This is a genomic window from Devosia sp. J2-20 (assembly GCF_055808475.1).
The window spans coordinates 334110-347840 of sequence record NZ_CM147870.1 but is presented as its reverse complement, the minus strand read 5'-3'; the positions used below and the strand labels follow the sequence as shown (position 1 = coordinate 347840).

Below are 13731 nucleotides of genomic sequence, written 5' to 3'. Positions count from 1 at the left end.
CCACGATGCTACCGCGTTCATAAAAGCCAATTTGCAGCTGCAAGCTGTGCCAGGCCTGCCCGAAATCAGTCTTTATATAGCCCACTCGGGCAGCCGCCTGTCCCACTTGGCCAAGGCAAAAACCGGCGACGCGGCGGCTCCCTATTGGGCTTATGCCTGGGCTGGTGGCCTGGCGCTCGCCCACCACTTTAGGGCGCATCCCGAGCTGATCGCTGGCAGGACCGTACTTGATCTGGGGGCGGGATCAGGCCTTGTCGGAATAGCCGCCACCATGGCGGGCGCAACGGCCATCGCCGCCGAAATCGACGCCTATGGCCGGGCGGCCATAGCGCTGAATGCGACTGCCAATTGCTGTATGATTGACCTTGTCGAGATTGATCTGGACGGCCCACCGCCGATCGATATCGCTGTGATCGCAGGCGGTGACGTCTTCTACAATGCGGAAACGGCAGGCCGGATGCTGCCTTTTCTGCAGCGCTGTCATGCAGTCGGCATCACCGTGTTGATCGGCGACCCACAGCGCCGCGATCTGCCCGTGGATCAACTCGTACCAATAGCTTCATACGCAGTCGGCGATGTCGGTGACGCGCGGCAGACAACACAACGGCAGGCGTCAGTCTATCGGCTGAGATAATAACCGATCGCTACATCGTGGCGCCGACCTGCCAGGGCACAAACTCGTTGTCGCCATATCCCAGAGCTTCCGACTTGGTCTGCTCGCCAGAGGCTGTCTTGAGAATAAGATCAAAGATCTCGCGGCCTTTGTCCTCGATCGAAACGCCATCGATGATGTCGCCGCAATTGATGTCCATATCCTCGGTCATGCGCTCATACATGTCCGAATTGGTCGCCAGCTTGATTGAAGGCACTGGCTTGCAGCCATAGGCCGAGCCGCGCCCCGTGGTGAAGGCCAGAACATTGGCGCCACCAGCCACCTGGCCCGTCGCCGAGACCGGATCGAAGCCGGGTGTGTCCATGAACACAAATCCCTTTTCGGTGATCTTTTCGGCATATTCGTAGACGGCCGTGAGCGGCGTGGTGCCACCCTTTGCTGCCGCGCCGAGCGACTTTTCCAAAATCGTTGTCAGACCGCCCAGCTTGTTGCCGGGCGATGGATTATTGTTCATCTCGCCATGGTTGCGCTTGGTGTAATCTTCCCACCAGTGGATGCGACTGATCAGCTTTTCACCGACCTCGCGCGACACGGCGCGCCGCGTCAGCAAGTGCTCGGCGCCATAGATTTCCGAGGTTTCGCTGAGGATGGCGGTACCACCATTGCGCACCAGAATATCGGCGGCATAACCCAGTGCTGGATTGGCGGTGATGCCCGAATAGCCATCCGAGCCACCGCACTGCAGGGCCAGCGTCAGTTCCGACGCATCGACCGTTTCGCGCTTGGCGCGCGCGGCAATGGGCAGCATTTCCTTCATCTGCTCGATGCCCCATTCGATGATCTTGCGCGTGCCGCCACGCTCCTGAATGGTCATGGTCTGGAACGTGTCGCTTTCGGTGATGCCATACATCTCCTTCATGCGACCGATCTGGAACACTTCACAGCCCAGGCCAACCAGCATGGCCGCCCCCAGATTGGGGTTGGAAGTGTAGCCCCATTGCGTGCGTTTAAGGATATCAAACCCCTCGCCACGGCTTTCCATGCCGCAGCCCGTGCCGTGTACGAACGGTACCACGCCGTCGATCTCGGGATAATCATCAAGGACACCGGAGCGGTTGATGCCTTCGGCAATAAACTTGGCCACGGTCGCCGAGCAGTTCACCGATGTGAGGATGCCCACATAGTTTCGCGTGCCGACACTGCCATTTGCCCGGCGATAGCCCTCAAAGGTCGCGCGGTCTTCCACCGCAATCATCTCGGGCGGCACGGCACCTTCGGCAAAGGCATAGTCATGGCTCAACGTGCCATCGGGACCACCCATGCCGCAATTGTGCTCATGCACCCAGTCGCCCGGCACAATGGCTTCCTTGGCAAAACCGATGATCTGACCGAATTTCAGGATAGGCTCACCTTGAGCGATCTGGCGGATGGCAAATTTGTGCCCCTTGGGCACACGCCGCACGATGGACGGCCCCTGCAACGTGACGCTGCCTACATCAAGATTGCTCAGGGCCACCGCAATGTTGTCGGCCGGGTTCAACACCAGCGTACGCGGCTGTGGACGGGTCATCGTGTCAGACATGGATGTGCTTTCAGGGGTCGGATCTCAACTGTGCTTTACCTCGCCGTCATAAACCGCCAGATTGCGCCGGCAATAGGCAGCGATGGGCGTTGTAAAGCACCACGGCTCTAACTAACATGTTAGCATGAAAACGGAAGCAAGTCCTTATTCTTTTCTGAGCGCACCTATCGTGCTGACCAGAGGCAATGTGACCACCGAGGTCACCAATGTGCTGCGTCACGCCATTGTGTCGCTCGCCCTGCCGCCCGGCAGCGCCATCGACAAGTCGCTGGTCTGCGAGCAATTGGGTGTCTCCCGTTTTCCGGTGAGCGAGGCGCTGGCGCGCCTGCAGACTGAAGGTCTGGTGGACATCGCCCCGCAACGCGGCTCGACCGTTTCGCTGGTGCGCATCGCCGATGTGCGCGAATACATGTTGATCCGCAAAGGCCTCGAGAGTGAAGCGCTCCGCGTCTTCATTGGCCGTCACGACAGCGGATTGATTGACGCCCTTCACACCAATATGGCCAAGCAGCGCGAAGCCGCCGAACGCGACGATGCCGAAACCTTTCACGAGATCGATATCGAGTTCCACGACATTATCTATCGGGCCATGGAATTCACCAAGATCAAGGGCATCATTGATTCGGCCCGCGCCAATCTCGACCGCGCCCGCTGGCTGATTGTCACACCCCGGCGCCTGGCCATTACCATTGCCGAACATCAGGCCATTTTCGACGGCATTCTGGCCGGCAAAGAGCAGCAGGCCATTGCCGCCATCCGCGCTCATATCGACGCAGTGATGGTGGAACTTTTCGCCTTTGCCCGCGAACACCCGGAACTGTTCGCCGACGGCGCCACACTGGGCACCGACAGCGACAGCTTTCCCTTCGGCTGAGGAGGCCATTTCATGCTCAAGTCCATCCCACCCATTCTCGGACCAGACCTGCTCGCAATTCTGCGCGCCATGGGCCATGGCGACGAAATCACCATTGTCGACGCCAATTTCCCAGCAGATTCATCGGGCCCGGCTCTGGTGCGCATGGACGGCATAAGCGCCACCGAGATTCTGGACGCCGTACTCAGCCTGCTGCCGCTCGACGACTTCGTTGATGAGGCCGCCATCGTCATGCAGACCGTGGGCGATCCGACCCGCCGCGAACCCGTCGTCGATGCGTTTGAAGGCATCCTGCAGCAGCACGAGCCGAGCATGAGCATTTCCTCGCTGGAGCGCTTTGCCTTCTACGAGCGCGTCAAAAAGGGCTACGCCATCGTGCAGAGCGGCGAGAGCCGGCTTTATGGCAATATCATCCTCAAGAAAGGCGTGATCCGGCCAGCCGATTGATTGTCCCAACCGAACGGATTGGACCAAGGTCGCCCTCGACACACTAACATGTTAGCCTTATTGCGATGGCAACGGCTTACGGGACAAAGGACCTCTGCACATGAAACTGCTTCGTATTGGCGCCAAGGGCGCAGAAAAGCCCGCCATTCTGGCCGAAGACGGCTCGATCCGCGATCTCTCCGGTATCGTCGATGACATCGGCGGTGCCACGCTGGGCGCCGACGGTTTGGCCAAGATTGCTGCCGCCGACATCAGCTCCCTGCCCCAGCTTGACGCCGGCGACCGCATCGGACCCTGCGTGGCCAATGTCGGCAAGTTCATCTGCATCGGCCTGAATTATGCTGATCACGCTGCCGAAACCGGCGCCCCAATTCCTGCTGAGCCTATTCTGTTCATGAAGGCCACCAGTGCCATAATCGGTCCCAACGACGATGTGATCATTCCCAAGAACTCGATCAAGCCAGACTGGGAAGTCGAACTCGGCGTCGTCATTGGCAAGGAAGCCCGCTATGTCGATGAAGCAGATGCCCTGGACTATGTGGCCGGCTATTGCGTGGTCAACGATCTTTCAGAGCGCCATTTCCAGACAGAACGTGGCGGTCAGTGGGTCAAGGGGAAGTCTGCAGACACCTTCGGCCCCATCGGCCCCTGGATGGTCACGCGCGACGAAGTCGCTGATCCCCAGCAGCTGGGCATGTGGCTCGAAGTGGACGGCAAGCGCTTTCAGGACGGCTCGACCAAGACCATGATCTTCGGTGTCGCCCACGTTGTCGCCTATGTCAGCCAGTTCATGAGCCTGCAGCCCGGCGACATCATCACCACAGGCACCCCGCCCGGTGTTGGCATGGGCGTCAAGCCTGAGCCCGTCTGGCTCAAGCCTGGAAATGTCATGCGTCTGGGTATTGAAGGCTTGGGCGAGCAGCAGCAGTCCGTCAAGGCTTGGTCGGCCTAAGGCCTTTTGACGATCAGGTCGATTTCGACCAATGCACCCACTGCCAGCGCCGTGACCCCAATGGTTGTCCGCGCTGGCAACTTCCCTGCTTCAAAGAAGCTGGGCCAGAGCTGATTGAGACCGTCATAGTCGCGTTCGAACTGGGTCAGGTAGATGCGCGCCATGGTGATGTGCTCCAACCCAAGCCCAATGCCGGCCAACACCACCTTGAGATTATCCATCACCCGCGTGGTCTGCGCGACGATACCTATTGGCAGTTCCGCATCAGGGGCTTCTGGGTCGGTCGGCATCTGGCCGGTAACGAACACCCATCCATCGCTTTCAACGGCGTGGGAGAAGGGGGCTACCGGTCGTGGTCCGGAAGCAATCATGTGGTGCAGCAACTGGCTCATGGCATTCTCATTAGGATAAAGCTTGAGCCTCAACGTTCAGGCGGCCATAAGTCAACCTCTGCTGGACGGTTCGCCCGGCCCAAGCCCATGAGAGCCCGCCGGCATGTTCGATCTGTTCCACAACATCTCGGCCGATCTGCAGATTTTTCTCAACGCCGTTTCGGGAAATTTCTGGCTAACCTTTTGGTTCATTTTCGCCATTTCCATCGGTGAAGCGATTTTCGTGCTGGGCCTTTTCGTGCCTTCAACGCCGGTATTATTGCTAGCTGGCGGACTTATCGCCGAGGGGCGCTTGCCATTCTGGGAAGTCTATTTCGCGGCCGTGCTGGGCGCGGTTATTGGCGATGCGCTCTCCTATCTGATCGGCCATTTTCTCAAGGATACCATCACCGAAATCTGGCCCTTCCGCGATCAGCGTGCGCTGATTCAACGCGGCGAGGCCTTCTTTGCCCGTCACGGCGGCAAGGCTGTTTTTGTGGGCCGCTTCATTCCGGGTGTCAAAGCCGTCATTCCCGGTGTGGCCGGGATCATGGGCATGCCCTATGCCCGCTTCACGATCATCAATGTCAGTTCAGCGCTGCTCTGGGCCGCCGCCCATCTGCTGCCCGGCCTGCTGCTCACCGCATGGCTCAAATCCATCGGGCTTTCGCTTGAACTGGTCATCATGCTCGGTTCACTGATCCTCGCCGCCCTGTTTGTGCTGCTGCATTTCCATCGCCACATTCTGCTTTTCTTTGCGCCCTGGCTGGGCAAATTTGGCCGCGCTATACAGGCGCGCTGGGGTCAGAATGACACCACCGGCTGAACCCGCTTGCACTGCGAGCTTGCCAGCCTCATATCTTCCTTCACTCCAGCAGCAAGGCCGCGCCATGAACGACAATGAAATGACTGTCCAACGCGAAGATGGCGAAACCAGCGGCCGCTATGTCATCAAGCTCTCCCCGACGGCCGAGGCGGAAATGACCTATCGCAAGACCGAGAGCGGCATCATCATCGACCACACCGGCGTGCCGCCATCGTTTGAAGGCCGCGGCATCGCGGCAAAGCTGGTGGAATTCGCCGTCGCCGATGCCCGCAAGAACCGTTTCAGAATCACCCCGGTGTGCTCCTATGTAGTTGCCCAGTTTCGACGCCACCCCAAATGGTCCGATATCAAGGCCTGAACAATTAGAAGCCTGACGCGCTACGCTGCCGGAAGATTTCTGTCAGCCGCGCCAGCGCCACCAGATGCACATTCTCGGGAGTCTGCGGTTCCTTGAGACACGTCACATCTGTCACGACCGTGAACAGGCAGCCATTGCGCTCGCCTGACGCGGTAAATTCCAGCCGCCGTCGGTCAGCAATATAGCGGGCATGGGTGACCTTGAACTGCATGACTATGCCGCCGCCAGGACCTCGTAACGCCCCTCGCGACACAGTGGGCTGTCATAACCCTTGATAGCTGTGCTGGTGCCGCTGGCGCGCAGGACCAGCACCACGTCATAAGTCCCCGGCCGCGATTGTGCACTCATCATATTTTCGGCGATTTCGAGAACCGGCCTGAACCCATCGGGGGCCGATCCTGTTGGCTCCAGACCCCGCAGACAGACGTACCAACGTTTGGGACTCAACGCTGTTTCCCCCAGCGTGAGTCGGGGATAGGAAACCGCGACCGTCGAGCCTGCCTCAGCGCCAAGATAGCGACGGGCCCGGACTTGATAATCGGCCGGGAAGGCCTCCGCAGCGCCTGAGAACTGAATATTGTGCAAGCCCGTATTGCCGCCACTGCAGGCGGCAATGGTCAGGCAAAGCGATAGGGTCAGCGATAATCTGGACAGTATGCGCATATCATCTCCCCTCCGTTTTTTTTACCTGACGTCAAAGCCTTTGCTTGGCGAAACAACTATACACCCCGGCAGTGACACAACAATTGCTAGCCGCGGGCAGCGCGCGGTTGAGCAGCGGATTCTGGGTTGAACACCACGACCTGATCGCGGCCAGCGCCCTTGGCCATATAGAGGGCGGTATCGGCCATCTCCGTGGCCATTTCGATGGACTCGCCAGCTTCAATAAGACACGCACCCACGCTGGTGGTGACCATGCAGGAGCGCCCGTCGGGTAGCGCAATGGGGCGACCATTGATGGTGGTCATTACACCCTGAGCGAGCTCGGTCAGCTTTTGCGACGACATGTTGTGCAACAGGGCGATGAATTCATCGCCACCCCAGCGTGCACAGACATTGCCGGGGCCGATTGCAGCCACGATACGCTGCGCGATCTCGCCCACCACCGCATCGCCCGCTGCGTGCCCGAACGTGTCGTTGATGATCTTGAAATGATCGATATCGACCAGTAGCAGCCCCTGTCGCTGGCCTTCAGGCACAGCGCTGAACGCCGCCATGAAGCCCCGGCGATTGGCAATGCCGGTCTGACCATCGCGGAACGCCAATTGCTCGAGTTCTTCGGTACGCGCCCGCACCCGGTTTTCCAACTCGCTGGTATTCTCCGAAACAACCTCGGCCATCTCCGCAAACGCCGTTGACAAACGGCCCACCTCGTCGGGTTTCTGCGCTGCGCCAATCGCCCGCACCGGACCAAAATCGCCGGCCTGCGCACTGCGCACCACACTTTCGAGCAGCCTAAGCCGGTCCAGCACCTGCCGTTTGAATACCAGCACCATCACCGTAGCCACCAGACCCATCATGGCTGCCAGCAGCAACCCAATCGGCACAAACAGCCGGCGATCAATAATGGTATCGATATCCATCAGCGTGACGTTGAACCAACCGAGCTTGTCCAGATAGCCCACGCCCACCAGAACATCCTTGCCGCCGACGCGCAAAAACTGGGATTTGACCAATACGTCGCCCGCCGCAACATCCTCCATCAGCAGACGAAGCGCCTCCTGATCAAGCATGCTGTCGACCAGGGAAAACACGGTGCGCTTGGCACTCATTTCCGCTGTCAGGCTACTCAGATCAATCAAATCCTTGTCGCGGTGCGCCTGCACAGCGCCAAGCCGGTCCACGAACAGCGAGGTCACACCCACTTGCGGGACATTGACCACCTCATCGATAAACGCACTCAGATCAATGCCGGTGCCCAGAATGCCGAGCACGTTGCGACCTTCGCGGATCACGCAATTGATCCAAACCTTGGTGACGCGCAGATTGGCATCATTATCGACGTTGAGATGACAGCCTTCGCCCAGCGCTGAAGTGCGATAATACCAGGCGTCACGGCTATTGTCGGGGTCCAACGTGTAGCGGAACTGATCGCCCGCATAGCTATTGCTGGCGTCATTGAAATAGTAGTTGCCCGACCCACCCATGGCAAAAAAATAGCTGTGGTCGGTGAAGGACTGGCGAAAATGCTCGAGTTCGGCGATGCCGCGTCGCCGCAGGACAGGGTCGCTCTCATTGTTGGCCCAGTCGCGGATCGACTGCGATCCCGCCAGGGTTTCGGCCAGCGAAACCTCGCGTGTCAGCGCCTCAAGCCCGCGATAGCGATCATAGAGGATCTGCTTTTCCGCAAATAGCGTGCCGAGTTGGATGATGGTGGTGCCCACCATCCAGTTAAAGGCCGCATAGGCGGGAACAGCGACCGCGGCAAACCCAAGCAGCACGAAAATCAGCACGCGCACACGAAGGCTGCTGGCGATTTTGTGTCGAAGATCGGAAATGGTGCGCCTCGCTCGCAAGGGAGGGGGCGTCTCCGCCCTGAATCACACTATCTCAAAAGACCCGTCAAAAAGCCACTAACGGATTGCTCGCGCTGGCGATTTGTCACGCCTGCGCCCCGAACGGAGGCGCAGGCAGCACGATTTGGCTATGGCTGCATCGAGGCCAGAAACGTCTGGGCTTCACGCAGTTCCTCGGGACGAATTTCGTGCCCACCGGCATGCCAGCTCAACGTGGTCTCGGCGCCTTGGGCAACGAAGTAGTCATGCAAGCCCTGGGTCTGGACCGACGGGCAAATCGGATCGCGCTGCCCGCCGGTGATCAACACTCTTGCCGCGCTGAAGTCGGCCGTGGGCGGAGTAAACGGGATCAGCGGGTGCATCAGAACGGTGGCGTCAAACAGTTCGGGCGCTGCAAACTGCACCGAGGCCAGGATATTGGCACCATTGGAATAGCCGAGCCCGATCACCGCGCCGGGCTTGTTCTCGGCCTTACGAGCTTCAACAAAACCAACCATTTGCGCAGTCCGCCGGGCCAGATCCTCCATGTCATAGACGCCTTCGCCCGTGCGCCGGAAATAGCGCAGCGCACCGCCTTCACTGACATCGCCACGTGGTGCAACAATGCGCGCACCTGGCATCAACTGACCGGCCAGATCGAAAAACTGGTTCTCGTCACCACCGGTGCCATGGAACACCACAAATAGCGGTGCATTGGCATCAGCACCTGCCGCTTCGCGATACTGGTAATCGGCCATCGTAGACCTCCTGAAAATTGCTCACTCAGATATCGACGCCATCGGCGTCCAGCGCAATCGCCAATACCACCACACACTGTTGCCGATTCTGAAACGATCTGAACCAGCCGATGCCATGCCGCGTATGAGCTAGCACGGAGGCTCCAACATGACCGCACAGCTGCAATCCTTCCCCAATGGCGGCTTGGCCGTAGTATTTGGCGCCAGCGGCGGCATTGGCCACGCGGTGCAGACTGCGCTTGTCAAAAGCGGCCAGTTTGAGCAGGCGCTTGGACTATCGCGCGCCGCAGGCGATTTTGACCTCACCGATGAAGCCAGCATCGCAGGCGCCGCCGACAGGATTGTCGAAATTGGTCTCCCTCTGCGCTTGGTTGTTGTCGCCACTGGTCTCTTGCACGACGACACCATGCAGCCCGAAAAAAGCTGGCGCCATCTGGACGCCGATAATCTGGCGCGCAGCTTTGCCATCAACGCCACCGGCCCGGCCCTTCTGGCCAAGCACCTGCTGCCGCTATTGCCGCGTCACGGCAAGGCCGTGTTTGCCGCCATTTCCGCCAAGGTGGGCAGTATCGGCGATAATCATCTGGGCGGTTGGTATGGCTACCGCGCTGCCAAGGCAGCGCTCAACCAGTTGCTGCACACCGCAGCCATCGAATTGCGGCGCAACCGGCCTGAAGCCATTTGTGTCTCCATGCATCCGGGCACTGTTGCCACTACGCTGTCCGCCCCTTTCGGCAATAATGCCTATACGCCTGTGCCACCCGAGGCTGCCGCCGACAGGCTGCTCGGTGTGATTGAACGTCTCCGCCCCATTGAGAGCGGTCAACTGCTCGATCACACTGGTTTGCCCCTGCCCTGGTAACCCCTTGCGTCGGCGCGCCGCTCTGCCACTATGGCGGCATGTTCCTGTCAATTTTCGACGTCTTCAAAATCGGTATCGGCCCCTCCAGTTCCCACACCATGGGACCCATGACCGCTGCCCGGCGCTTTCTCGATGAATTGGCCAGCAGCGACTGGCCACGCGCCGCCAATGCCCGCCCAGCGGCGCTGACCGCCAGCCTGCACGGCTCGCTGGCCTTTACCGGCATTGGCCATGGCAGCGGCCGTGCCGTCACCCTTGGCCTGTGCGGACAGGATCCCAAAACCGTCGACCCCGATGCCATGGATGGTTTGGTCGCTGCGGTCGAAGCAAGCGGGACAGTGCATCCACCCGGCCATGCCCAGTACCGGTTTCGACCCGCAGTCGATCTGTTGTTCGACAAACGCACCGTCCTGCCCGGCCACCCCAATGGTCTGCAGTTCGCGGCCTATGACAACGATGGCCAATTGCTGCTGCGCCGCGCCTTCTATTCCATTGGCGGCGGCTTTGTGGTCAGCGCCGAAGAACTCGAAGCCCTCAAGCACGCCTCACCAGCGCAGGCCGATGTGCCCTACCCCTTTGCTCATGCCAAGGACATGCTGGCCATGGCCGCAGCCTCAGGCCTGTCGATCGCCGCCATGAAGCGGGCCAATGAAGAAGCCACCCGCAAACGGATTGCGCTTGATCGTGGCATTGACGAAATCTGGGATGTCATGGATGGCTGCATTGACCGCGGCATCGCGCAAAGCGGTGTGATGCCCGGCGGACTTAACGTGAAGCGCCGCGCCAAGGCCATCCACGAGCAGCTCGAACCGCAATGGCAGCGCAACGAGCTTACCCCGCTAATGGCCAATGATTGGCTCAGTCTTTACGCCATGGCCGTCAATGAAGAGAATGCTGGCGGCGGTCGCGTCGTGACCGCACCCACCAATGGTGCCGCCGGTGTCATCCCCGCCGTAATGCGCTACTTCCTCAAGTTTAACGCCGCCGCCACGCCCCAGACCATTCGCGACTATTTGCTGACCGCCGCTGCCATTGGCGGCATCATCAAACACAATGCCTCGATCTCTGGCGCCGAAGTGGGCTGTCAGGGCGAAGTGGGTTCGGCCTCGGCCATGGCGGCCGGCGGCCTCTGCGCCATTATGGGCGGCACCCCCGAACAGGTCGAAAACGCCGCTGAAATCGCCTTGGAGCATCATCTGGGCATGACCTGCGATCCCGTCGCCGGCCTTGTCCAGATCCCCTGTATCGAGCGCAACGCCTTTGGCGCGGTCAAGGCAGTGACCGCTGCATCACTGGCGCTCAAGGGTGATGGCACACATGCGGTGCCGCTCGACGCCTGTATCGAGACCATGCGCCAGACCGGGCTGGACATGAGCGAGCGCTACAAGGAAACGAGCCTGGCCGGCCTGGCCGTCAATGTGGTGGCGTGCTGAAAACCCGCAAACCTAGCGCGCAGCGAACCGGTCGCGCGATTCAATAATATGGCGGCGCGTTGCTGCTTCAGCCGCGTCCGGATCGCGCGCCCCAATCGCTTTGACGATCGCGTCGTGCTCGGCCAGCGCCGTGTCGGTAGCGCGCGCATTGAACACCAGACGGAACAGATGCACATGGGTGTGCAGCCGCGAGAGTGCCTCTACTACCAGACCGTTCCCGGCGCTTGCGGCCAGCTGATCGTGAAACGCCATATCGAGCTGGGCGAACTGCGCATAGGCATCCAACCCTTCGCTGCGCGACAGCGTTTCCATTTCCGCGCACAGGCTGGCCAGGTGGTCGATCACCGGCTCCGGCATTATTTCCGCACACCGCCGCGCGGTGAACGGCTCGAGCAACAGGCGCAACTCATAGAGATCGGCCAGCTGTGCCGCGCTCAATTGCGGCGCCGCGCTATAGCCTATCAGATGAGTCTTGATGACCAGCCCCTCGGCCTCAAGTCGGGTCAGCGCCTCACGGATCGGAGTCTGCGACACACCCAGTTGCCGGGCCACCGCGTCTACCGAAATACGCGTGCCCGGCGCGATCTCCAGTGACATGATGCGGGCAAAGATAGCGCTATAGACCTCGTCGCCCAACCGGGCCGGTCGCCGGAGCAATCCGGCCACCGCACTTGGAACCGCCATCTACCAGCTCACAGCGATATATTTGGTTTCGCAGAATTCCATGATGCCATGATGCGCACCCTCGCGGCCAAGACCCGACTGCTTGACCCCGCCAAACGGCGCGGCGGGATCCGACACCAGACCCCGATTGAGCCCGATCATTCCGGCCTCAAGCCGCTCAGCAACCTTCAGGCCCTTTTTGAGGTCCTCGGTGAACACATAGGCGATCAGCCCATATTCGCTGTCATTGGACAGGGCCACCACATCGTCAACTGTCTCGAACACCGAGATCGGCGCAATGGGGCCAAAGATCTCGTCGCGCACCATCTCGGCGTCGCCAGACACTTGGGTCAACACGGTAGGGGAAAGTAGAAACCCTCGCCACCGTTGGCCGTTCCACCGGTGAGTACCTTGGCGCCCTTAGCCACTGCGTCTTTGACCAGATCGCCCATCTGATCGACCGCGCCCTGATTGATCAGCGGACCGCAGGTGACGGTCTCGTCATAGCCGACGCCCACCGTCATCTTGCCCATGCGTTCGGCCAGTCCCTTGGCAAAGCGCTCGGCAATGCCGCTTTGTACATAAAAGCGATTGGCCGCCGTGCAGGCCTCGCCGCCATTGCGCATCTTGGCTACCATGGCGCCATCGAGCGCCTTGTCCAGATCGGCATCATCAAACACAACGAAGGGGGCATTGCCGCCCAGTTCCATCGAGCAATTGATCACCTGATCGGCCGCTTCAACCAGCAGTTTGCGGCCCACCGCGGTCGAGCCGGTGAAAGAGAGCTTGCGCACCCGATCGTCATGCAGCATGGCCGAAACCAGCTTCCCCGAGCTTGAAGTGGTGACGACATTGACCACGCCCTCGGGCACGCCCGCTTCTTCCATCAGCGCGGCCATTGCATACGCGGTCAGCGGTGTTTCGGTGGCTGGCTTGAGCACAACGGTACAGCCCGCGGCCAGGGCCGGACCTATCTTGCGGGTCGCCATGGCGGCGGGGAAATTCCACGGCGTCACCAGCACGGAAACCCCGATCGGCTGATGTGTCACCAGGATCTTGTTATTGCCGCTCGGCGCGGTCGAAAAATCACCATTCAGCCGCACGGCTTCTTCGGAAAACCAGCGAAAGAACTCGGCCGCATAGGTGACTTCACCGCGCGCATCGGGCAGCGCCTTGCCATTTTCAAGGCTGATTAGCCGGGCGAACATCTCAGTGCGCGCCACCATCAGCTCCCAGCACTTGCGCAGGATCTCGCCGCGCTGCCGGGGCGCCATTGCGGCCCATGCCGGCAGGGCATCATGGGCGGCTTTGACCGCCGCCAGACCATCATCGACTGTCGCATCGGCAATGCTGGCAATGACCTTGCCGGTGGAGGGATCGAGCACGTCGATCCGCTTGCCTTCGGCCCCGGCGCGCCAGGCGCCACCAATATAAAGGTCCGTCTTGACGGCAGCTTCAATGCCAAAGGATTTAAGTGCTTCAGGAAGAGACAGCATA

General features: G+C 60.2%; 15 protein-coding genes and 1 pseudogene. 8 read left to right on the top strand and 8 right to left on the bottom strand.

Annotation, left to right across the window (positions count from 1 at the left end; translation table 11 throughout):
• Positions 1–31 precede the first annotated feature (31 nt).
• Entirely contained in the window at positions 32–634 is a 603-nt protein-coding gene (locus AC0L37_RS01745; protein ID WP_282222163.1) for a class I SAM-dependent methyltransferase, read from the top strand.
• Positions 635–644: 10 nt separating this feature from the next.
• Here AC0L37_RS01745 and AC0L37_RS01740 read toward each other — a convergent pair whose 3' ends face one another.
• Positions 645–2195: a UxaA family hydrolase gene (locus tag AC0L37_RS01740; RefSeq protein WP_212656767.1), complete on the bottom strand. Its 1551-nt coding sequence runs from the start codon at positions 2193–2195 to the stop codon at positions 645–647.
• Positions 2196–2382: 187 nt separating this feature from the next.
• On the opposite strand from AC0L37_RS01740, the gene AC0L37_RS01735 reads away from it, so the two are divergent.
• The 3 genes from AC0L37_RS01735 to AC0L37_RS01725 all read left to right on the top strand — a co-directional run bounded on the left by AC0L37_RS01735 (position 2383) and on the right by AC0L37_RS01725 (position 4468).
• Complete coding sequence (locus AC0L37_RS01735; RefSeq protein ID WP_212656766.1) at positions 2383–3069, top strand: GntR family transcriptional regulator; 687 nt, start codon at positions 2383–2385, stop codon at positions 3067–3069.
• A 12-nt stretch (positions 3070–3081) separates the two neighbouring features.
• Positions 3082–3516, top strand: a complete 435-nt coding sequence (locus AC0L37_RS01730) for an RbsD/FucU family protein (RefSeq protein WP_212656765.1) — start codon at positions 3082–3084, stop codon at positions 3514–3516.
• 100 nt (positions 3517–3616) lie between these two features.
• Positions 3617–4468, top strand: a complete 852-nt coding sequence (locus AC0L37_RS01725) for a fumarylacetoacetate hydrolase family protein (RefSeq protein WP_212656764.1) — start codon at positions 3617–3619, stop codon at positions 4466–4468.
• On the opposite strand, the gene AC0L37_RS01720 is transcribed toward AC0L37_RS01725, so the two are convergent.
• Positions 4465–4851 carry a RidA family protein gene (locus AC0L37_RS01720; protein ID WP_212659040.1) on the bottom strand — a complete coding sequence of 129 codons (387 nt, stop codon included), beginning with the start codon at positions 4849–4851 and terminating at the stop codon, positions 4465–4467. The genes AC0L37_RS01725 and AC0L37_RS01720 overlap by 4 nt on opposite strands.
• Positions 4852–4963: 112 nt before the next feature.
• Here AC0L37_RS01720 and AC0L37_RS01715 point away from each other — a divergent pair, with 112 nt between their 5' ends.
• Together AC0L37_RS01715 and AC0L37_RS01710 are read left to right on the top strand one after the other, a co-directional pair.
• Positions 4964–5665 (top strand): DedA family protein, encoded by a 702-nt coding sequence (locus AC0L37_RS01715; protein WP_282222164.1) that lies wholly within the window; start codon positions 4964–4966, stop codon positions 5663–5665.
• A gap of 79 nt (positions 5666–5744) precedes the next feature.
• Positions 5745–6023, top strand: a complete 279-nt coding sequence (locus AC0L37_RS01710) for a GNAT family N-acetyltransferase (RefSeq protein WP_212656762.1) — start codon at positions 5745–5747, stop codon at positions 6021–6023.
• Between the two features lie 4 nt (positions 6024–6027).
• Here AC0L37_RS01710 and AC0L37_RS01705 read toward each other — a convergent pair whose 3' ends face one another.
• The 4 genes from AC0L37_RS01705 to AC0L37_RS01690 form a co-directional block, all read right to left on the bottom strand.
• Positions 6028–6234: a hypothetical protein gene (locus AC0L37_RS01705; protein WP_212656761.1), complete on the bottom strand. Its 207-nt coding sequence runs from the start codon at positions 6232–6234 to the stop codon at positions 6028–6030.
• 2 nt (positions 6235–6236) lie between these two features.
• Complete coding sequence (locus AC0L37_RS01700) at positions 6237–6686, bottom strand: hypothetical protein (protein WP_282222165.1); 450 nt, start codon at positions 6684–6686, stop codon at positions 6237–6239.
• Positions 6687–6772: 86 nt separating this feature from the next.
• Entirely contained in the window at positions 6773–8482 is a 1710-nt protein-coding gene (locus tag AC0L37_RS01695; RefSeq protein WP_269370081.1) for a GGDEF domain-containing protein, read from the bottom strand.
• Between the two features lie 185 nt (positions 8483–8667).
• A complete protein-coding gene (locus AC0L37_RS01690; protein WP_282222166.1) occupies positions 8668–9276 on the bottom strand; it encodes an alpha/beta hydrolase in 609 nt (202 codons plus the stop codon).
• 148 nt (positions 9277–9424) lie between these two features.
• Here AC0L37_RS01690 and AC0L37_RS01685 point away from each other — a divergent pair, with 148 nt between their 5' ends.
• Entirely contained in the window at positions 9425–10138 is a 714-nt protein-coding gene (locus tag AC0L37_RS01685; RefSeq protein WP_282222167.1) for an SDR family NAD(P)-dependent oxidoreductase, read from the top strand.
• Positions 10139–10176: 38 nt separating this feature from the next.
• Positions 10177–11571 carry an L-serine ammonia-lyase gene (locus AC0L37_RS01680; RefSeq protein WP_282222168.1) on the top strand — a complete coding sequence of 465 codons (1395 nt, stop codon included), beginning with the start codon at positions 10177–10179 and terminating at the stop codon, positions 11569–11571.
• Between the two features lie 12 nt (positions 11572–11583).
• Here AC0L37_RS01680 and AC0L37_RS01675 read toward each other — a convergent pair whose 3' ends face one another.
• Together AC0L37_RS01675 and AC0L37_RS01670 are read right to left on the bottom strand one after the other, a co-directional pair.
• Complete coding sequence (locus AC0L37_RS01675) at positions 11584–12255, bottom strand: GntR family transcriptional regulator (protein WP_282222169.1); 672 nt, start codon at positions 12253–12255, stop codon at positions 11584–11586.
• A pseudogene (locus AC0L37_RS01670) lies at positions 12256–13730 on the bottom strand (NAD-dependent succinate-semialdehyde dehydrogenase).
• Position 13731 lies beyond the last annotated feature (1 nt).